The sequence below is a fragment of the Pseudomonas sp. A-R-19 genome (assembly GCF_019956575.1).
Lineage (GTDB): Bacteria > Pseudomonadota > Gammaproteobacteria > Pseudomonadales > Pseudomonadaceae > Aquipseudomonas.
Genome location: NZ_JAHBDR010000035.1, coordinates 91,223 through 109,666 on the forward strand (window position 1 = coordinate 91,223; position 18,444 = coordinate 109,666).

At 59.3% G+C, this 18,444-nt stretch carries 16 protein-coding genes; 6 read left to right on the forward strand and 10 right to left on the reverse strand.

The window, feature by feature from the left end:
- The first annotated feature begins 59 nt into the window (after window positions 1-59).
- Window positions 60-1,685: a methyl-accepting chemotaxis protein gene (locus KGA88_RS05090; protein ID WP_110660762.1), complete on the forward strand. Its 1,626-nt coding sequence runs from the start codon at window positions 60-62 to the stop codon at window positions 1,683-1,685.
- A gap of 60 nt (window positions 1,686-1,745) precedes the next feature.
- On the opposite strand, the gene KGA88_RS05095 is transcribed toward KGA88_RS05090, so the two are convergent.
- Complete coding sequence (locus tag KGA88_RS05095) at window positions 1,746-2,051, reverse strand: PepSY domain-containing protein (protein ID WP_007974512.1); 306 nt, start codon at window positions 2,049-2,051, stop codon at window positions 1,746-1,748.
- Window positions 2,052-2,295: 244 nt separating this feature from the next.
- A complete protein-coding gene (locus KGA88_RS05100) occupies window positions 2,296-3,423 on the reverse strand; it encodes a glycerophosphodiester phosphodiesterase (RefSeq protein ID WP_223589401.1) in 1,128 nt (375 codons plus the stop codon).
- Window positions 3,424-3,634: 211 nt separating this feature from the next.
- Between KGA88_RS05100 and KGA88_RS05105 the strand changes: the two genes are divergently transcribed.
- Window positions 3,635-3,961 (forward strand): DUF2025 family protein, encoded by a 327-nt coding sequence (locus KGA88_RS05105; protein ID WP_223589403.1) that lies wholly within the window; start codon window positions 3,635-3,637, stop codon window positions 3,959-3,961.
- A gap of 122 nt (window positions 3,962-4,083) precedes the next feature.
- Here KGA88_RS05105 and KGA88_RS05110 read toward each other — a convergent pair whose 3' ends face one another.
- Together KGA88_RS05110 and KGA88_RS05115 are read right to left on the reverse strand one after the other, a co-directional pair.
- The gene (locus tag KGA88_RS05110; RefSeq protein ID WP_110660764.1) at window positions 4,084-4,407 is read right to left on the reverse strand and encodes an antibiotic biosynthesis monooxygenase family protein; all 324 of its coding nucleotides are present in this window, start codon (window positions 4,405-4,407) and stop codon (window positions 4,084-4,086) included.
- Window positions 4,404-5,111 carry a CTP synthase gene (locus tag KGA88_RS05115; protein WP_110660765.1) on the reverse strand — a complete coding sequence of 236 codons (708 nt, stop codon included), beginning with the start codon at window positions 5,109-5,111 and terminating at the stop codon, window positions 4,404-4,406. The genes KGA88_RS05110 and KGA88_RS05115 overlap by 4 nt, the downstream gene beginning before the upstream one ends.
- A 15-nt stretch (window positions 5,112-5,126) precedes the next feature.
- On the opposite strand from KGA88_RS05115, the gene KGA88_RS05120 reads away from it, so the two are divergent.
- The gene (locus tag KGA88_RS05120) at window positions 5,127-6,068 is read left to right on the forward strand and encodes a LysR family transcriptional regulator (RefSeq protein WP_223589405.1); all 942 of its coding nucleotides are present in this window, start codon (window positions 5,127-5,129) and stop codon (window positions 6,066-6,068) included.
- Between the two features lie 6 nt (window positions 6,069-6,074).
- Here KGA88_RS05120 and KGA88_RS05125 read toward each other — a convergent pair whose 3' ends face one another.
- From KGA88_RS05125 to KGA88_RS05135, 3 genes are all read right to left on the reverse strand, one after another.
- On the reverse strand, window positions 6,075-6,608 hold the full coding sequence (locus KGA88_RS05125; protein ID WP_110660767.1) for a DUF1003 domain-containing protein: 534 nt from the start codon (window positions 6,606-6,608) through the stop codon (window positions 6,075-6,077).
- A gap of 82 nt (window positions 6,609-6,690) precedes the next feature.
- A complete protein-coding gene (locus tag KGA88_RS05130) occupies window positions 6,691-7,758 on the reverse strand; it encodes a diguanylate cyclase (RefSeq protein WP_223589407.1) in 1,068 nt (355 codons plus the stop codon).
- A gap of 157 nt (window positions 7,759-7,915) precedes the next feature.
- Complete coding sequence (locus KGA88_RS05135; protein WP_223589410.1) at window positions 7,916-8,524, reverse strand: TetR/AcrR family transcriptional regulator; 609 nt, start codon at window positions 8,522-8,524, stop codon at window positions 7,916-7,918.
- A gap of 215 nt (window positions 8,525-8,739) precedes the next feature.
- Here KGA88_RS05135 and KGA88_RS05140 point away from each other — a divergent pair, with 215 nt between their 5' ends.
- Complete coding sequence (locus KGA88_RS05140; RefSeq protein WP_223589412.1) at window positions 8,740-9,798, forward strand: MBL fold metallo-hydrolase; 1,059 nt, start codon at window positions 8,740-8,742, stop codon at window positions 9,796-9,798.
- 37 nt (window positions 9,799-9,835) lie between these two features.
- Here KGA88_RS05140 and KGA88_RS05145 read toward each other — a convergent pair whose 3' ends face one another.
- Together KGA88_RS05145 and KGA88_RS05150 are read right to left on the reverse strand one after the other, a co-directional pair.
- On the reverse strand, window positions 9,836-10,153 hold the full coding sequence (locus tag KGA88_RS05145; RefSeq protein WP_007998876.1) for a helix-turn-helix transcriptional regulator: 318 nt from the start codon (window positions 10,151-10,153) through the stop codon (window positions 9,836-9,838).
- Between the two features lie 121 nt (window positions 10,154-10,274).
- Window positions 10,275-11,240, reverse strand: coding sequence for a hypothetical protein (locus KGA88_RS05150; RefSeq protein ID WP_223589414.1), 966 nt, complete (start codon window positions 11,238-11,240; stop codon window positions 10,275-10,277).
- A gap of 115 nt (window positions 11,241-11,355) precedes the next feature.
- Here KGA88_RS05150 and KGA88_RS05155 point away from each other — a divergent pair, with 115 nt between their 5' ends.
- Both KGA88_RS05155 and KGA88_RS05160 read left to right on the forward strand, forming a co-directional pair.
- Window positions 11,356-13,137 carry a SulP family inorganic anion transporter gene (locus KGA88_RS05155; protein WP_223589416.1) on the forward strand — a complete coding sequence of 594 codons (1,782 nt, stop codon included), beginning with the start codon at window positions 11,356-11,358 and terminating at the stop codon, window positions 13,135-13,137.
- Between the two features lie 53 nt (window positions 13,138-13,190).
- Window positions 13,191-16,694, forward strand: coding sequence for an alkaline phosphatase family protein (locus tag KGA88_RS05160; protein WP_223589418.1), 3,504 nt, complete (start codon window positions 13,191-13,193; stop codon window positions 16,692-16,694).
- A gap of 306 nt (window positions 16,695-17,000) precedes the next feature.
- Here KGA88_RS05160 and KGA88_RS05165 read toward each other — a convergent pair whose 3' ends face one another.
- Window positions 17,001-17,714, reverse strand: a complete 714-nt coding sequence (locus KGA88_RS05165; RefSeq protein ID WP_223589420.1) for an HNH endonuclease — start codon at window positions 17,712-17,714, stop codon at window positions 17,001-17,003.
- Between the last annotated feature and the right edge of the window lie 730 nt (window positions 17,715-18,444).

Here is an 18,444-nt window from a genome sequence, read left to right on the forward strand (position 1 = left end):
GTCCGGACACCTTTCACGCCTTACCGGGCGTGCCTCATTCCTGTCATGAGTACCCTCCGATGCTTTTGCAAAAGTCCCTGAGAGCGCAAATTCTCGCCCTGCTGAGCGGCAGCCTGCTGGCGATGCTGTTGATCGCCCTGGCGTGCTTTCACTTCCTGTCCAGCGGCGTGCAGAACTACGCCAATCTGATCGAAGGCCCGCTGCATACCTCGCAATTGATCGATGAAGCCAACCTGCAATTCAAGGTGCAGGTACAGGAGTGGAAAAACGTCTTGTTGCGCGGCAAGCAACCGGCGGATTTGAGCAAGTACTGGGGGCAATTCGAAGACCGTCAGCGCGATGTGCAAAACATTCTCGGCGAACTGGCCGCGCAGAAGGGCATCGAGCCGCAACTCAAGAACCGCATCGAGCGCTTGCGTGACGAACATCGCCAGTTGGGTGCGGCCTATCAGAAGGGTCGGGACGCGTTCGTGGCCGCCGGTGGTGATCCGACGGCGGGCGACACGGCGGTCAAGGGCGTGGACCGCGCCACCAGCGATCAAATGAGCGAACTGGTCAGTGAGTTGCGCAAGCAGGGCGCCGAGCAATCGACATTGATCAGTGCCAGCGCCGATCGCACGGTGTTGCTGGGGCTGGTCGTGATGCTGGTTTCGGGGGGGCTGATCGGCCTGCTGAGCCTGTGGCTGGTCAACCGCAATCTGGTCGAGCCGATCCGCAAACTGATCGAATACGTGGCGCAACTCAGCCAAGGACGTATTGCCGAGCGCGTGGCCAGCACCCGCCAGGACGAGTTGGGTAAACTGGCAATGGCCGCCAATACCCTGCGCGATTTCCTCGCCGAAACCTTCAGCCGTTTACAACGCAGCGCGTCGGACCTGGACAGTGCCAGCGGCGAGCTGAATTCGATAGCCACCGTGATGGCCGGCGGCACCAACGAGCAATTCAACCGCACCGATCAGGTGGCCACGGCGATGAACGAAATGTCCGCGACGGCACAGGAAGTCGCCCGTCATGCCGCCGAAGCGGCGCGGGCCGCCGATGATGCCGACCAGTCCGCCCAGCAGGGCGAAAAAGTCATGCAGGGCACTATCCACACCATCACCCAGATGCGCGGCGAAATCGCCAACACCGCCACGGTCATCCGCCAACTGGAAACCGACAGCGGGCGCATCGGCAAGGTCCTGGAAGTGATTCGCGGCATCGCCGAACAGACCAACCTGCTGGCGCTCAACGCGGCCATCGAAGCGGCCCGCGCCGGTGAGGCCGGACGCGGATTCGCGGTGGTGGCCGATGAAGTGCGCAGCCTGGCCCAGCGCACGGCGGCGTCGATCATCGAGATCAACCAGATCATCCAGACCGTGCAGACCGGTGCAATCGAAGCGGCCCAGGCCATTGAAAGCGGTCAGTCGCGCAGCGAACAAAGCGTGCAGCAAGTGACCGAGGCTGGCGCCATGCTCGAACGCATCACCCTGGCCGTGGAAGCCATCCGCGACATGAACCGCCAAATCGCCACTGCCGCTGAAGAGCAAACTTCGGTGGCCGAAGACATCTCGCGCAATCTTACCGAGATCACCAGCATCGCCAGCACCAACCTGGACAACGTGCAGCGCACCGAAGCGGCCAGCAACAACCTGCATGGCTTGTCGGGTCAGTTGAACGAGGTGACGGCGCGCCTGAGCGCTTGAATCCAGAATGCACAAAAGCCGCACGAGTTTTGAGTCGTGCGGCTTTTGTGTGTTTCAGGATTACTTGTCCTGTTTGTTTTTCAGGACCTTGCCATTGGAGGCATCGATGTCCACATCCCACTCGACGTTCTTGGCGTCACGCAGCTCGATCTCGTACTCGTAACCGTTGAAGTGGTTGTCCAGTTCGGTTTTGGTGATCGTTGCACCCGGGTGCAGATCCAGCGCGATCTTGTTCAGGTCTTCCAGCGGCTTGATCTTGCCGTCCTTGACCAGTTGCGGGATCTCATCGACCCGGACATCGGCCTGGGCCAGGCCCGCGGTGAGCGTCAGGGTTGCAGCGGTAAACAAAGCAGTCAGGGTCTTCATGGGCTTCTTTCCTTGGGTGATCCGTTTAAGTGAGATCAGGTTAGCTTGTGTAACTTAATCCACCCTTAAATCCCTCTACATGTCCTGCATCAACTCCTGTGGGACTGTGTTCGGACACACAAACACAAATACATAACCTGTGTGGGCTTGCTCGCGAAAGCGGTTTGTCATTCAGCAATGGTGGTGACTGACACTCCGTCTTCGCGAGCAAGCCCGCTCCCACAGGGTTTTGCGCGTCTCTGGATCAGTAGCCGTTGTTCTGTAGCACCTGCGCCACACTCGCCGGCGCTGGACGTTTATAAAACTTCAACAACTCACTGGCGCGATTGGTGAAAATACCGTCGACACCGGCGTCCATGACTTTCTGGTAGTCCACCGCATCGTCGATGGTGTAGACGTGCACGAGCAGGCCTTGATCGTGGGTGTACTGGTTCATCCACGGTTGCACCAGGTCTGAGTAACTCTGGTCGCCACCCTGGGTCAGTGCGGCGGACGGGCCGGTACCGATGGCACCCTGGGCCTTGGCGTAGTCGATCCAGCGCTGGAATTCGGCTTTGTCCTTCGGTTCCTGCTTGGCGTAGTAGGCGGCTTTATCCTTTTCGCCGGACTCGGCAAAGGTCACCTTGGACTTGGGTTCGATACTGCCTTCACCGACCCACAACAGCAGGATCTTGGGCACCGTCGGCATTTCCTTTTGCAGCAGTTCGAGGCTGTTCTTCTCGAAGGTCTGCAGGACCACCTTGCCTTTGCCCAGGCCGACCGCCTGCTCGCCATTCGCCTGTTTCGAAGCGCTCGGGCTCAGCCAGCCACGGTCGTGGAGTTTTTCCTTGAGGTCGTGTTCGATGCCGGGAAACTGCTTAGGCTCCTTGGTCTCGATGTACAGGCCGGGCTTGTGCAGGGCGTTGCCCTCGGCGATGTCGATGATTTCATCAAGGGTCAGAATCTTCAGGCCGGCGAAGGCAGGACGTGCGCGATCCGGGTACGCGGCATTGAACCAGCTGCCCGCATCCAGGGTTTTCAGTTCGGCCATGGTGAACGCATTGGCGGGGCTGTCCTTGCGCTCGGGGAATTTGCTGGCGACGTCGGTAGTGCGTTGCAGGTTGTTGTCGTGCAAGGCGAACAGCACGCCATCCTTGCTGCGCTGCAGATCCATTTCCAGGTAGTCGGCGCCCAGGTCGCGGGCAGTCTTGTAGGCGGCGGCGGTGGATTCCGGTGCATCGAAAGACGCGCCACGGTGGGCGATCACCGCTGGATGTGGAATACCCAAACGGGTCGCCAACGCTGTGGGAGTGGGTTCGCTGGCGGCCTGTGCCTGGCCGAGGCCCAGCAACAGGCTCAGTAACAAGGCACTTTTAGTAAAGGTTGCCGGCATGCTCGAGTTCCTTTCGTTATGAGTGAGCGGTCCCTTTTAACAATTCATCTTTGCAGGCGCTATCGCGAGACCGACATAAAGTTGTCTAAAGCTGATGTTCGTCAGCGCTTTTGTGCGCCCGTTTGCAGTACGCTGGGGCGCTGCAATTTCCCCGGCAGAGGGAGACGCAGGCCCTGCGTGCAAACCAATGATCACCATTGCGGGGTTTAACATGCGCATCACTTCCCAGCTCATCTGCCAGGCTGCCGACCAACTCAAAGGCTTCGTCGGCCTCAATCGCAAGACCGGCCACTACATTGTGCGCTTCAGCGAAGATTCATTCGGCATGGACGTGGCGGACGACGGCATCATCCCGACCAGCGAATTCGTCTGGGTCTCGGGGCCCGGGCAGACCATGACGCTCAAGCGCGAATTGATTCGGTTGTTGTTGGACCAGAACATCGATGACCGGATCAACATCACCGAGCCATTGCGGGTGTACATGAGTCGGGTGGAGGTGCCGGAGATTGCGGCAGTTCGCAGTCTGGTGCAGGGTTGATCGTTTTGCGTTGACCGTTCTGGCCTCTTCGCGGGCAAGCCCGCTCCCACAGGGATCTTGGGTGTGACACAAGACACTGTGCGGGCTTGCCCGCGAAGACGGCCTCAAGCACACCGCATCATTTACAGGCTGAACCCATAGGCCCGCTCAACCCGGCACACCCGCGTTTTACACCGCGCATACCAGGTCGAGCGTCCACGCTCGCGAATCGCCGTGTGTTCCGGATGATGCTTCCACGCCAGAATCGCCGCTTCACTGGCCCAGTACGACACGGTTATTCCCAACCCATCCTCGCCCCGAGCCGATTCCACCCCGAGAAACCCCGGCTGTTCACGGGCCAGCTCCAGCATCCGTGCGGCCGCTGCGGCGTAACCCTGGTCACCCTCGGTGCGCAGCGAGGTGAAGATCACCGCGTAATAAGGCGCAGCTGGCGTATCGGCGATCATGCTGAGCGCCCCGCACAGGCTTCGACAAAGGCGCCAACCAACGGCGGCAAGACGCCCTTGAGCGCCGCTCGCTCGGGTTGGAACAAGGTCGCGACAAAGAACGGATGACCGCTGAGTTCGACCACGCGCAGTCCGTGTTCCGAATCGTGGCCGACGGCGTGCAATTCGCGCTTGAGCAGCTCCCCTTCGAATTGTGGATTCACCCCATAGCGACAGCGATAGCCTTCACGTATCTCGGTACTTTCGTACGCCTGGGCGATCAACGAGCCTTCATCTAAATGAATGGTATCGACCGCCTCCACCAGCGCGCACGTCAGCGGTGTCAGCAGCGCCCGTGTTGCATCGGGCGCCGTTTCGCCGTGTTCGGCATCCGACCAGCCCAGCACATTGCGCGCATATTCCAGCACCGCGTGTTGAAATCCGCCGCAGGTGCCGAGGAAAGGTCGCTGCTGTTCGCGGGCAAAACGAATCGCCAGCAATGCACCGTCCATGTTGCGGTAGGGGCTGGCCGGTACACACCAGAAGCCATCAAATGTGCGCAGTGGTGTCCCGGCGTGGATTTCATCGGTGGCGAGCCAGTGCCATTGCAGGTTCAGGCCAGTGTGTGCGGCGATTCTTTCGAGGGCGATGGGAATGGCCTGGTGGGCGGTGACTTGCGGGTCGTAATCGCCGATCAGGGCGATGCGAATCGGGCGGGTTTCCATGAGAGGCCTCTGCACTTGTTGATTCCTGGTGCCCACTATAGATTGGCGTTCACGCATTCAATATTGGCGTTTTCCCAAGTGATCAATGCAGTGACGCACTATCGACTGGACTACCCGGACCTGGCCCTGATCCTCGCGCTGGTACGCGGCGGGTCTCTGGTCCGGGCATCGCAACTGCTCAAGGTGGATGTCTCGACGGTGTTTCGAGCGGTGCGCCGGCTGGAGGCTGCGCTGGGTCAGCAACTGTTCGAAAAAAGCCGCGCCGGTTACCTGCCGACCACCCTGGCGCAGTCCCTGGCTGAACAGGCCGAACGTGCCGAGCAGGCTCTGGAGGCGGCGCGCATCGGTGTGGAGCAGGGCGGTGAAGTGATCAGCGGCATTGTGCGCCTGACCTGCACCGACTCGGTCCTGCAAGGTTTGCTGTTGCCGGCGCTGGCGCAGTTCATGCCGAACTATCCGGCGCTGATGCTCGAGCTGAGCACGTCCAATGATTTTGCCAATCTCAGCCGTCGGGATGCCGATATCGCCCTGCGCCTGACCCGCACGCCACCGGAGCATTTGGTAGGACGGCGATTGGCGGATATTTCCTACCGCGTATGCGCCAGCGAACGCTATCTGCAAACGGTCAACACCACAGACCTGGCCTCATTGACCTGGATCGCCCCGGATGACTTCCTGCCCGATCACCCGACCGTTACCTGGCGTCGCCAAGCCTTGCCGGGCGTAACGCCAGGCTATCGCTGCAACAGCATGCTTTCGGTTACCCAGCTGGTCAGGGCGGGGCTGGGTGTCGCGGCACTGCCGGATTTCTTGATCGGTGACGGATTACGGCCACTGGGCGAGCCGCTGCACGGATACGACACCGCGCTGTGGCTGCTGACTCGTCCCGACTGCCGCGCCTTGCGCTCGGTGGTCACGCTGTTCGATGAGCTGGGGCGGGCATTGAAACTGCCGTGAAACCGTTCAGGTCTTTGGCACGTCCTTTCGCACGAAATGTTGATGCATTTCTGTGGTCAGGTTTTCGATGCGCTCGGTGAGGGACTTGGTCATCTCCGTGAGGCGGGTGTTCTGCTCCAGCAGTTCGAGTAGTTGCGCGGTGTTTTTTGCGGCTTCTGCCTGCCGCTCACTGTTGGCGATCGCCAGCGCTTCGCGGTGCTGCGCATCGGCATCGGATTGGGCTTTGTCCCGCGCAGCCTGACGAGTCTGGGCCAACAGAATCAATGGCGCGGCATAGGCCGATTGCAGGCTGAAAGCCAGGTTGAGCAGGATGAATGGGTACGCATCGAAGTGGGTGAAGCCGGACAGGTTGAGGCACACCCAGACCACAACGATCAGCGTTTGTGCGCCGAGAAAGGTCGGGGTGCCAAAGAACCGGGCAAAGGCTTCGGCGCGCAGGGCAAACTTGTCATTGCCGAAGGTCGGCGCCAAGTGGGCATGCTTGCGATGGAAACGCAGGTGATCGACGGGGGCGGTGGTTTCGTGGCGGGTGGTGGTCATGATGCTCTCTGTCTGGCGCTGGGACTGAGGCTCACTATAGCCTCAGCGTCATTCGAGCAGCGCAATCGCCAAGCTATTGCCATCATACGGCCGACGTTTCCAGGCCGATGTTGCTTGGGTTGACACTGACCTTGTTGCGCCCGGTGTTTTTCGCGGTGTAGAGGGCTTTGTCAGCGTCATCGAGCCAGGCCATTGCATCGGTAAACGACGGTTGGTAAGCCGCCAGGCCGATACTCAGGCTGACCCGCAGCTTCGGCACTTCCCGATGTCGATAGTCTTGCAACACTTTGCGCAATCGCTCCATAACGTCCATGGCCTGATTCAGCGGCATGTTGGGCAGGATCACGCAAAACTCGTCACCCCCATAGCGGCCGGCCAGATCGCTTTCGCGCAGGTTGCATTTGAGCTCGATGCTTAACTGGCGCAACACCGAGTCGCCAATGATATGACCGTAGGTGTCATTGATGGCCTTGAAATGGTCGATGTCGATCAGTGCGATGGCGGCCTGCTGCTGACGCTGGCTGCACTCGCGAAACTTCATTTGCAGCAAGTCCTTCCAGGCGCCGTGGTTGAGGAGCCCCGTCAAACTGTCGGTGCGGCTCAAAGCGCTCAGTGTACGTTTATGCTCCGACAACTTGATCGCCAACTGGTAGCAGACCATGCCCAACGCCAACGGGTAGAGCGTCAACATCGGCAAGCACGCCCAAATCTGCAGTTGCGTGGTCGACAGGGTGTATGCCGCGCCGAACAGCGACCAGGCAATCATCACGCCCGCCACTTGACTCAGACTGCCCAACAGGAACATCCGTTGGCCGCCGGCGGCGACATTGTTCATCGCCATCATCGCCAGAATGGTCACGGTGCAAAGCGGATTGAACTGGAATGTCGCGACCCAAAAACCACCGCACAGCGAATCGTAAAGTAGATTGCGGCGTTCGGCCTTGTAGGGAAAAACCGAGCGACTCGAAAGTTGATAAGCGAGATGCGGCCAGACAAAACCATTCAGTGCCAACAAAACCCAGACCCAGACCGGCAGGTGCAACGGATACAGTGCCGCGGCCACGCTGAAACTGCCGATGCCCAAGCCAATGGTTCGAGGCATGTAGATGCGTCTGGCAAATGACAAACCCTTGCCGTGTTGTTTATCCATAATTCCCTGCGCCAGATTCATTCTGAAACACTTTACTGCATGGGGTTTAGAATTACCGTTCATCGGTAATAGTGGCGCACATTGTCATTTATTCCAGCCGGAATAATCAGTGTCCTTCGAAGCCATTTAATTCCAGCCTGTGCTGCAAACAACTGATTTAGAGCTGGTAGTACGCCAGGAACATGTCCAGCGCGGAATCCGCCACCGTATTTTGCTCCTCGACGGACAAGCTGGGCTGCCCCATGGAAATCTGCGGCCAGAATGCAAATGACTTGAGCAGGCCATGGATCTGTTGAGCGGCGAATTCGGGAGCCACGGCCTTCAACCGGCCATCAGCCTGAGCGGCCCGAATCCACACCGTCAGCCCCTCTTCGCGCTCGCCCATTCGGGCCACCATGTCTTGCGCCCGCTCCGGGGAATGAATCGTCGCCGCAATGGCGACCCGGGCCAGGTCGAGCAGATTGTCGTCGCCCAACATCTGCAGTTTGGCCATCAGCAGCGAGCGCAACTGGTCGCGCAATGGTTGGTCGGGACGGTAGGACGTTTCCTGTTCTGCCGTCACCCGGATCCATAACTGATTGAGGATCTCGGCGAACAACTCTTCCTTGCTGGGAAAGTGGTTGTACACCGTGCGCTTCGACACGCCGGCAGTGGCGGCAATCTTGTCCATGCTGGTGATCTCGAAACCGTTGTCACGGAACTCGTTGATCGCTGCCTGGATGATCGCTTGGCGTTTTCGGTCGGTGAGGCGCTGTGGAGCTGTCATAAGTACGCTTCGGCAGGAAGAAGGGGGGAATTACACTCAGTAGTTTACTTGTCATCGACTTTGATGCAACCTAGAAACTACACTGTGCAGTGTAATGTTTTGTTAATCCTGCCCAGTAAAAATAGAAAGTCCGGCTGATGCGTGCGTGCCTTGGCCATTTATCGTCCCAAAGCGGAAAGTCGCGTCATGCGCGGTTTTTCTGGAGTCATTCAGTCATGGCCAATTCAAACTCCCCGGCGGACACCGCCTCCACACCTGAAGCGTCCCGACAGGCTCAAGGGCAGTATCAAAACTTCACGCCGGTTCAACGTCTAAGCTTTGGCAAAACCATGGGCATCCTGTGGAGCGCGCTGTTCCACAAGCCGCAAAACGCCCGCCCGAGCGCACCCGTCCCGGTGCAAGCCCTGACTCAAGCCGCGCTGATCGCAGCACCCAACCACAGCGTCTATCGCTTGGGTCACTCCACGGTGCTGCTGAAGTTGCGCAACAAGTTCTGGATCACCGACCCGGTCTTCGCCGAGCGCGCCTCACCCGTGCAATGGGCCGGCCCCAAGCGTTTCCACCAGCCACCGATCAGCCTGGAAGAATTACCACCGATCGAAGCGGTGATCCTGTCCCACGATCACTACGACCACCTGGATCATCAGGCGGTGCTGAAGCTCGCGGACAAGACCAAACACTTCCTGACCCCGCTAGGTGTAGGTGACACCCTGATCAAGTGGGGCATCGACGCCAGCAAAGTCCGCCAACTGGATTGGTGGCAAGGCACGGAAGTCGATGGCATCCAGTTCATTGCCACCCCGTCGCAGCACTTTTCCGGCCGTGGCCTGTTTGACAGCAACAGCACCCTCTGGGCCTCGTGGGTAATGATCGACGGCGATACACGGGTCTTCTTCAGCGGTGACAGTGGCTACTTCGACGGCTTCAAACGCATCGGCGAACAGTACGGCCCATTCGACCTGACCCTGATGGAAACCGGCGCCTACAACGTCGACTGGCCACACGTGCACATGCAACCCGAACAAACCCTGCAAGCCCACCTTGACCTCAAGGGCCGCTGGCTACTGCCGATCCACAACGGCACTTTCGACCTGTCGATGCACGCCTGGTACGAACCTTTCGACCGCATCCTCGCCCTGGCCTGGGAGCGCAACGTATCGATCACCACACCGCAGATGGGCGAGGCGTTCAACTTGATGCATCCGCAGCGTGGTGGGGCGTGGTGGCTGGCGGTGGAAGGGGAGAGTGATCGGGCGGTGGTGCAGAACGCGTAAGCAGTTCACCCAGGGCCACTTGCCATGAAGTGGTCCCTCACTCCACCATCGCAAAATCCGCCCGTCCAACCGGATTCGGCGTCGACCCTTTCACATTCATCCCCCGACCCGGCGCAAACCCCGGGAAGAACACCAACCCTTCCGATTCGAAGCGATAGGCCAACGCCAGGCGTGTGACATCCAGCACCTCCTGGCGCGCCTCGAAGCGTTGAATGGCATCCACCGAGACTCGGGACTCCCGCGAGAGCTCTTCCACGCTCCAGCCCAGCATCGCTCGGGCCTGGGCGCAGTGGGCCGGGGTGAATTGAAAGAGGGCGATACGTTCCAGGGTGATTTTCATCGCTTGAGAGGCCATGGGTATTCTCCGGGCTCGAGAGTGTTGGTCAAAATCTACTGTGTTTTTGTACAGTTGTTTTGAGCCCGGATCAAATGCAATTTTTGAATAGTACTTTCAGGCAGACGGACGGTCCCCGTCGTTATTTAGCGTGCAACCCCGGCGCTTCCCGCACGATAAAGTGATCCAGATTCTCGATATTGGCGCTGAACACCCCGAACGTCTGCTCGGGGTTTTTCTTGCTCGGCACCTGCTTCAACTCGGGCGTCACCCCATAAAAGAAGCAATACAACTCCCGCCCGCTCTCGATGGCGTGCTTGATCTCCTCCAGGAACGCCTTGCGCTTGCGGTAGCTGTCGATCAGCTTCTTGCTCAGGTAGACATTGACCGAGTAAGGCTTTTTCTCGAACCAGACCTTCTTCTCGAAATCGATGCGAAAGCTCTGGGTGTAGTCCTTGATCTCCTTGACCTTGCCCCAGTAAATCAGCCCCTTGTTGTCCTGCAGATACTCGATCTTCTTGAAAAACGCGCCGTAAGGCGCGGTGTGCTCGCCAATCTTCAGCGGCACACGCTTGAGCAAGTCCTTGTCGTCGAAGTTCGAAACGAAGCATTCCACCGGGTGGGCAAAGACGCTGGTCTTGTCCGGGGCCGATTCCTTGCCCGGTTGCTCGACGTTGCTGGTCACCGACGACGTTGGCGACTCATCCCGCACCTCGTCCACCACAACCTTCGGGCTGGGCGGTTTACGCACATACTCACGCCGAGTCAGTAACAATTCCGACGGGAAGTTTTCCTCGCGGCTGTCATCCGTTTCCGCCTCATCCACACCCGACCCCGGGGTCTTCAAGCTGACATAAGGGCAGCCCTCGACATGCCGTGTACTCGGCAGGTTCTTGAAGTGCGGCGTGCGCACGTAATTCACATTCTTGGCGTTGAACGTGCCCAGCTCATTGGTCGTATCGAATGCCAAGCGGCAGGCATCGTTGGGGCACTGGAAGTGTTCCCTGGCAGAGTCGAAATCCATCGTCTCGTCGAAATTCAGATCCCGAACGTCGTAGATCGACAACTTGTCGTTGAGGCCGAGGCAGTAGGCGAGGTCGAATTTCATGTCGGGTTCCAAGTCCTTTAGGTGAACAGCTTCCAGTGATGGCGCATTTGAAGCAATAGCTACACTGATCACTTCGATATCGCCGCGTCGGCATGGTCCAGCAAGTAGGACGTTTATGAGCCATTCAGATGCTTCGCCCCCGCTCCCGGAGCAGGGCCGGATAACCCGCCGGGACGAACAGACCGGTTGGCGCCGCTGGCTGCCGGGGCTGGGCGTGCTGCGCGAATACCAATGGGCGTGGTTGCGATACGACATTATGGCTGGCCTGGTGCTGACCACGATGCTGGTGCCCGTCGGTATCGCCTATGCGGTGGCATCGGGAGTACCCGGCATTTATGGCCTGTACGCGACGATCGTTCCGCTGCTGTTCTATGCCTTGTTCGGCCCCAGCCGGATTCTGGTGATGGGCCCGGATTCCTCTCTAGTGGCGGTCATACTTGCGGTCATCCTGTCACTCTCCGGCGGTGACCCGCAGCGTGCCGTCGCCCTGGCGGGGATGATGGCGATCGTCTCCGGAACGGTGTGTATCCTGGCCGGTATCGCGCGCCTGGGGTTTATTACCGAGCTGCTGTCCAAACCGATCCGCTACGGATACATGAACGGCATCGCACTGACCGTATTGATCAGCCAACTGCCTAAGCTGTTCGGTTTTTCGATTGAGTCCAACGGTCCGTTGAGAGACCTGTGGGCTATTACCTCAGCGGTGATGGAGGGAAAGGTCAACTGGACCACCTTCGTGGTGGGCGGGCTTACCCTGGCGGTGATTCTGCTGCTCAAAAGATGGCCGCGACTGCCGGGTATCCTGATCGCCGTGGTCGGCGCGACAGTCGCCGTGGGTATGCTCGACCTTGCGACACGCGCCGGTGTGAAGGTCCTGGGTTCGCTACCGCAAGGTTTGCCCGGGTTCGCGATCCCCTGGATCACCACCGCCGATATCGTCCCGGTGTTGATCGGCGGTTGCGCCGTCGCTCTGGTCTCGTTCGCCGACACCAGCGTGCTTTCCCGTGTCTATGCAGCGCGAACCCGAACCTACGTCAACCCGAACCAGGAAATGGTGGGGCTGGGTATCGCCAACCTGGCAACCGGATTTTTCCAGGGCTTCCCGATCAGCAGCAGTTCGTCACGTACGCCGGTGGCCGAAGCGGCCGGAGCCAAAACCCAGTTGACCGGCGTCGTCGGCGCACTGGCGGTGGCCTTGTTGCTGTTGGTGGCACCGGACCTGCTGCAACATTTACCGTCCAGCGCCCTGGCGGCGGTGGTGATCGCCTCGGCTATCGGCCTGATCGAAATTACCGACCTGCGCCGGATCTATCGCATCCAGCGCTGGGAATGCTGGCTGTCGATTGTCTGTACGGTCGGCGTGGCCGTGTTCGGCGCGATCGAAGGCATCGGCCTGGCCATCGTGATTGCGATCGTTGAATTCCTCTGGGATGCCTGGCGCCCGTACTCCGCGGTGCTGGGGCGTGCCGATGGGGTCAAGGGCTACCACGACATCAAACGCTACCCCGACGCGCGCCTGGTACCCGGGCTGGTCCTGTTTCGCTGGGATGCGCCCTTGTTTTTCGCCAACGCCGAGCTGTTCAGCGACCGCGTGCTGGACGCCGTGGCGGCATCGCCCACACCGGTGCGCTGGCTGGTGGTCGCCGCAGAACCGGTCACCAGCGTCGACGTGACCTCCGCCGACATGCTGGCCGAACTGGACGACACCCTGCACGCGGCAGGAATCGAGTTGTGCATTGCCGAGATGAAAGACCCGGTCAAGGACAAGCTCAAGCGGTTCGGCTTGTTTGCGCGGCTGGGGGAGACGGCGTTTTTCCCAACGATAGGGACGGCTGTGGACAGCTATGTGGCGAACTATCAGGTGGATGACAGGGAGCGGGAAGATGATGGGAACTGATTGCCGTGAAACCCGCGAGATCGAAACCGAGACTTCACATCAAGGAGCGCACCATGGCGAACAACTGGCCCGCAGGGATTGAGCACGTTGTCGTGTTGATGATGGAAAACCGTTCGTTCGACCATTTGTTGGGGGATTACACAAGCATCAACCCCGCGTGTAACGGTATCGACCGCAAGGCGCCCAGCACCAACCCGCTGAAGCTGGCCAATGGCAATTCGACGGTGATTACCCAAGCGTCAGAGTTCCCGGAAAACTACAGCCTGTGGGCACCACCGCCACCTCTACCTCCGGCGTTACCGCCGAGCAATAGTGAGGGATTCGACCTTGGCCACGAGTTCGACAACGTAGAGAAACAACTGGGCGTCTCGTTCAAGACCAGTCCGGCCATCCCCAAACTCGATGGTTTCGCCCAGGACGCCTACGAAAAAGCTCGCAAAGGCCTGACGGTGTACAAAACCTGGTCGCAATCCATGGCCCAACGGGCGATGAACTACATCCCGTTCGGCGCCACGCCAGCGGACGATACGCTGCCGGCAATCCAGGGGTTGGCGCGCAACTTCACCGTGTGCGATCGCTGGTTTTCCTCGGTGCCAGGCCCGACCTGGCCGAACCGTTTTTTTGCCATGCTCGGCAGTTGCAATGGTCATCTGCTGATGCCCTCCACTGGCACGGTACTGGCCGGTATCAAAAGCCTGATCGCGCAGTTCGGCGGCGAGAGCATTTTTTCGCTGCTGCGCAACAACGGCCACGACGCGCGTATTTACTCCGACGGTGCCGTTCCGCTGGCGGCGCTGGTCAAGGGTGGTCTACAGCACCTGGGCATCGAGGACTTCAAGGCGGACGTCGCCGCTGACACACTCCCCGAACTGTCCTGGATTGAGCCGAGTTATGGCTTGCTTAACGGCAAGCTCGGGCCAAACGTGTCGCATCATCCACCTGAAGACCTGCGCTTTGGCGATCAGTTTGTCGGTGAGGTGTTCAACGCCTTGTCGGCCAAACCCGCTGTCTGGAACAAAACCCTGTTCGTGCTGCTGTACGACGAACATGGCGGTTTCCATGACCATGTGGTGCCACCGACTTGCGTGGCGACCGGTTCAACGGTCGATGTCGAGTGGAAGAATCCCTTCACCCGTCTCGGCGTTCGTGTGCCGGCGATCCTGGCTTCGCCGTGGCTCAAACCAGGCTTGATTCCCTGGACGGGCAACGTCCAGGCACAGCACTACGATCACACCAGCCTGCTGGCTTTTCTTTGCGATCATTTCAAATTGCCGCGCAGTGCCCTCGGCCCTCGGGTGATCGCGGCACAGCACTTTGGTAACGCGCCCATCTGGCGCGCTGCACCGAACGCAACGGCCGCGCCAAAGTTGGCGGCCACCGTGGTGCCGAGTCGAGTCGGGCTGCCATTGATCGAGTCCGAACTGGCGACCCAAAGTCGGCAAGTGGTGGACAGCGCCACCGGTTACCTCGACGGCCTCGACCCAGAGCAGATCTGGAGGAACAGCGCCCAATGGGTCAACGGATTTCTTGGCAACCGCAACCGTACATTGCCTGATCCCGGCCAGGACGCTCGCACGCCTGCCGCGCCCAGTGCAGACAGCCTGGAAGCGAAACTGCGGCGCTTGCAGGATTTGATGGTCACCGCCCAAGGTCAAACAGTGCCTGCGGTTACGGCGCCTGCCAGTAAAGCCTTGGTCGAGCCGGGATCGGATGTCGCGCCAGCACGGCTGCGTGTCCTGTGCCTGTCAGGTGTTGGATTCAGCCGGGCAATCGACGGGCGGGGGAGCATCGATGCGAACTGGCAGGAGCAATGGCGCACCTTGATCCGCACTCAACTGGCGCAGAACGGTCGCCTCATTGATGACCAGGACATCGACTTTCTGTCCTTCGACGACCAACTGGAAGGTGGGCCGGACTTCGCCCAGATCACCCGAGGCCTGGCGATGTTGAGCGCCGACGCCAGGGGCAAGGCCGACGAGAATTTCGGCAGCTGGGGCCTGCCGGTCAATCAGATGTTGCGCGTTACGGTGGGCGCCATTGTGCAGTGGATCGAAGACGCCGATTTACGTAGCCGACTGACCCAGCATCTGTTGGCGAAGATCGAGGCATTCGATCCACAGATCATCTTCGCCCAAGGGCTGGGCAGCTTGATCGGCTACGATGCGTTGCGCCGTTCGGTAGCGAAAAAAGGTTCGGCACTCAAGCGCATCGATGGCCGGGTGTTCGTCAGTTTCGGCTCGCCGATCGCGTTGCCGTTGGTGATGCGCGAAGTGTGGGGCGGGCGGGTCCTGCGCCTGAGCGAAAGTGGCCGAGGCATCCGCCGCTGGTTCCACCTCTACAACCCCAACGACGGCTTGCTGACCCGACCTGTCACCTCACCTGACTCGGCGCGGGTCGACCTGCAAACCGAATTCACTCTGCCACTGCGTGATGACCTGCTCGACCTCAATCACGCCGCCCAGGCCTACTTGTCGTCACCCACCAGCCAGACCGGCCTGTGGCCGCAACTGGCCCGCGATGTGGTGGTGGCGCGGGCGCTGGAGGTGCCGGCGTTCCTGTCCCGCAGCGGCCAGCGCAAACGTCGCGCCCTGGTGGTCGGCATCAACGACTATCCCGACCCAAGTGCACGCCTCGATGGCTGCATCAACGACACTTACCTGATCAGCCGCATGCTCCAGGAAAGCGGCTACGACGCTGGCGACATCCGTTTGCTGCACGACGCCCGGGCAACCCGGGCCAACTTCGTCGAGCGCCTCGAATGGCTGGTGGAAGGCGCACGCGCCGGGGACGAGCGAGTGCTGTTCTACTCCGGTCACGGTACCCAGTTGCCGGTCTACAGCAGCAGCGGCGAAGCCGATTGCATGGATGAAACCCTGGTACTCCACGACTTCGACTGGGACGACGGGAGCACCCACTTCACCGACAAACTGTTCCGCCAGTTCTATAGTCACCTGCCATTCGACCCGGACGGCCACGGCGCCAAACTCACCGTCATGTTCGACTGCTGCTACGCCGGCGGCATGACGCGCGGCAACGGCCGCGTGCGCGGCATCACACCACCCAGCGACATCCGCCACCGCATGCTGCGCTGGGACCCCTACGCCGGTGACTGGGATCGCCGCGTCTACGCCGTCGACAGCGACCGCCGCGACTTCAGCGAACAAGACAACAAAACCCGCGGTCTCACCCGCACCCGCACCACCCAAGGCGCCGCCACCGGCCTGCGCCCCGAGAAAAAAGCCCAACTGCTGCGCCAAGGCAAACTCTACGGCCACCACGGCCCGTACATGCCCCTGATGCTTTACGCCGCGCGGGAAAACGAAAAGGCCAATGAGTATGAGGTGGGCTCCAACAGCTACGGCGCCTTCACCTACGCCCTGGTTGAGCAACTGCGCAAATTGCATCAGGAGAATGCGACGTTGGGGTTTGATCAGTTGATTGAGCGGGTGGGGAGTGTGTTGAGCGCCAGGTCGCTGGGGCAGACACCGGAGATTGTCGGACCGAATGGGGTGAGGGCGGCGGATTGTCCTTGGCGGATTAGTGGGTTGGGGAGGTGAGGTTTTAGCTTTGTTGCGGGCGAAGAAAAGGGTCGCAGGAAGATCCAGCGACCCTTATTAGTATCAAAACTCTAAAGCCTTTCTCTGATCTCTTGTGGGAGCGAGCCTGCTAGCGATTCCCAACATCAACACAGCAAACTTGCCAGGCACCAACCTTGTGGTGAGGGGGCTTGCCCCCGTTGGGCTGCGAAGCGGCCCTTAATGCTGCAAGTCGGGAGTATCAGACAAACTGAGTCGCGCGGATTTACGACTCCTGTGCAGCCGAACGGGGGCTAGCCCCCTCGCCACAGGTTTTGTTCCGCTCGGTTATTCGGGTTTCAACCGTTTCACCTTTATATAAAGCGAAGCGGTGAACTCCTCCCGGTCACTCGAATGGTGACAACGACGATGGCAGTTCGGGCACAGCGCTACAGCATTGCTCGGACGATCTGAACCTTCCTGTGCCAAATGCTTAACGTGATGAACCTCAAGAAACGGCCTGCCCGACTTTTCAAATGGAGCAGGCTCGCCACACCCTTCGCACTTGCCTTCAGCCTGTTGGCGCACCCACGCTCTCACTTCCGGATCGCGAACATAAGACTTTCCGCTGGACTGAGTTTGCTCTGGTTTCTCAATCCCCTTCGGCTCATCTTTGATCGGCTTTCGCTCAAGCTTTGCAGCTCGCTGCTCCAGTGTGGCCTCGTCGGCTGTCGGGGCGAGGTCTTCGGGAGTTGCAGGACCTGGAGCATTGAGTGCATCACGAATGCTCTTCGCAACATTGGCGCCGACATTCTTGGCGGGTTTGTATCCCTTGATAGGTTTTCGATCCAGTTCGACCATAACCGTAGAAATGTTCTGCATCCGAAACTCAACCGAACCTTTGGTCCGTCCGGCCAAAGCACCTTCGCGCAAGGTGCGATTTTCGTGAGCCTTGTTGATCGCCTGGCCGTTCTGCTCCCGCGCAAGCATGCTGAGATAGGCATCGACCGCAGCCTGAATCTCTAAGTCACTCCAATCGCTGTTGCTCTTTTCCGTATCCATACATTCGCCGAGGGTAGAAAACCCTTGGACGATACTGAGTGGCCACTACGACTGTCTACGAAAAATCCTACACAAAACAGAGACGAATCTCGCGGGCGATCCTACAAGTACATCATCTGATCCATCGAATGCTTCGACGACAGAAACACCCGCGCAACCTTCCGCCACCAAGGTTTAACCACGGGCATCCGCCGTTGCGTGTGATCAAGCAACAGGTAAGACAGCATGGTTGGTTTTCCAGGAGGAGGGCATAGCGAGAGGGTGACGACGTGGTCTGGCCTCTCTGCTGCCCTGATGCTTTGTACAGACGCTGGAAGTATTCACAGTGGCAACCTGGGCTCTTTAGTAAGGAAAAGAATTTTCAGGCGGGGGTTGACCATGCATTTTAATGCTGTACTATTCGCCTCCCGCTAACGAGCAGTTTGCTGCTGGTTACGGGGTAAGTGGTTGAAGTTACAAAGGAAACTTTGAAAACTTCTGAAAAATACCACTTGACAGCAAGTGAGGCTGCTGTAGAATGCGCGCCTCGGTTGAGACGAAAGTTCTTAACCAACCGCTCTTTAACAACTGAATCAAGCAATTCGTGTGGGTGCTTGTGGAGTCAGACTGCTAGTCAACAGATTATCAGCATCACAAGTTACTCCGCGAGAAATCAAAGATGTAACCAACGATTGCTGAGCCAGGTTTAGGGTTTTCTCAAAACCCAAAGATGTTTGAACTGAAGAGTTTG

What these genes read in the sequence shown, in the direction of transcription:
- KGA88_RS05090 (WP_110660762.1), top strand. Translation starts at nt 60, where the DNA reads ATGCTTTTGCAAAAGTCCCTGAGAGCGCAAATTCTCGCCCTGCTGAGC.
- KGA88_RS05095 (WP_007974512.1), bottom strand. Translation starts at nt 2,051, where the DNA reads ATGAAGACCCTGACTGCTTTGTTTACCGCTGCAACCCTGACGCTCACC.
- KGA88_RS05100 (WP_223589401.1), bottom strand. Translation starts at nt 3,423, where the DNA reads ATGCCGGCAACCTTTACTAAAAGTGCCTTGTTACTGAGCCTGTTGCTG.
- KGA88_RS05105 (WP_223589403.1), top strand. Translation starts at nt 3,635, where the DNA reads ATGCGCATCACTTCCCAGCTCATCTGCCAGGCTGCCGACCAACTCAAA.
- KGA88_RS05110 (WP_110660764.1), bottom strand. Translation starts at nt 4,407, where the DNA reads ATGATCGCCGATACGCCAGCTGCGCCTTATTACGCGGTGATCTTCACC.
- KGA88_RS05115 (WP_110660765.1), bottom strand. Translation starts at nt 5,111, where the DNA reads ATGGAAACCCGCCCGATTCGCATCGCCCTGATCGGCGATTACGACCCG.
- KGA88_RS05125 (WP_110660767.1), bottom strand. Translation starts at nt 6,608, where the DNA reads ATGACCACCACCCGCCACGAAACCACCGCCCCCGTCGATCACCTGCGT.
- KGA88_RS05130 (WP_223589407.1), bottom strand. Translation starts at nt 7,758, where the DNA reads ATGGATAAACAACACGGCAAGGGTTTGTCATTTGCCAGACGCATCTAC.
- KGA88_RS05135 (WP_223589410.1), bottom strand. Translation starts at nt 8,524, where the DNA reads ATGACAGCTCCACAGCGCCTCACCGACCGAAAACGCCAAGCGATCATC.
- KGA88_RS05140 (WP_223589412.1), top strand. Translation starts at nt 8,740, where the DNA reads ATGGCCAATTCAAACTCCCCGGCGGACACCGCCTCCACACCTGAAGCG.
- KGA88_RS05145 (WP_007998876.1), bottom strand. Translation starts at nt 10,153, where the DNA reads ATGGCCTCTCAAGCGATGAAAATCACCCTGGAACGTATCGCCCTCTTT.
- KGA88_RS05150 (WP_223589414.1), bottom strand. Translation starts at nt 11,240, where the DNA reads ATGAAATTCGACCTCGCCTACTGCCTCGGCCTCAACGACAAGTTGTCG.
- KGA88_RS05155 (WP_223589416.1), top strand. Translation starts at nt 11,356, where the DNA reads ATGAGCCATTCAGATGCTTCGCCCCCGCTCCCGGAGCAGGGCCGGATA.
- KGA88_RS05160 (WP_223589418.1), top strand. Translation starts at nt 13,191, where the DNA reads ATGGCGAACAACTGGCCCGCAGGGATTGAGCACGTTGTCGTGTTGATG.
- KGA88_RS05165 (WP_223589420.1), bottom strand. Translation starts at nt 17,714, where the DNA reads ATGGATACGGAAAAGAGCAACAGCGATTGGAGTGACTTAGAGATTCAG.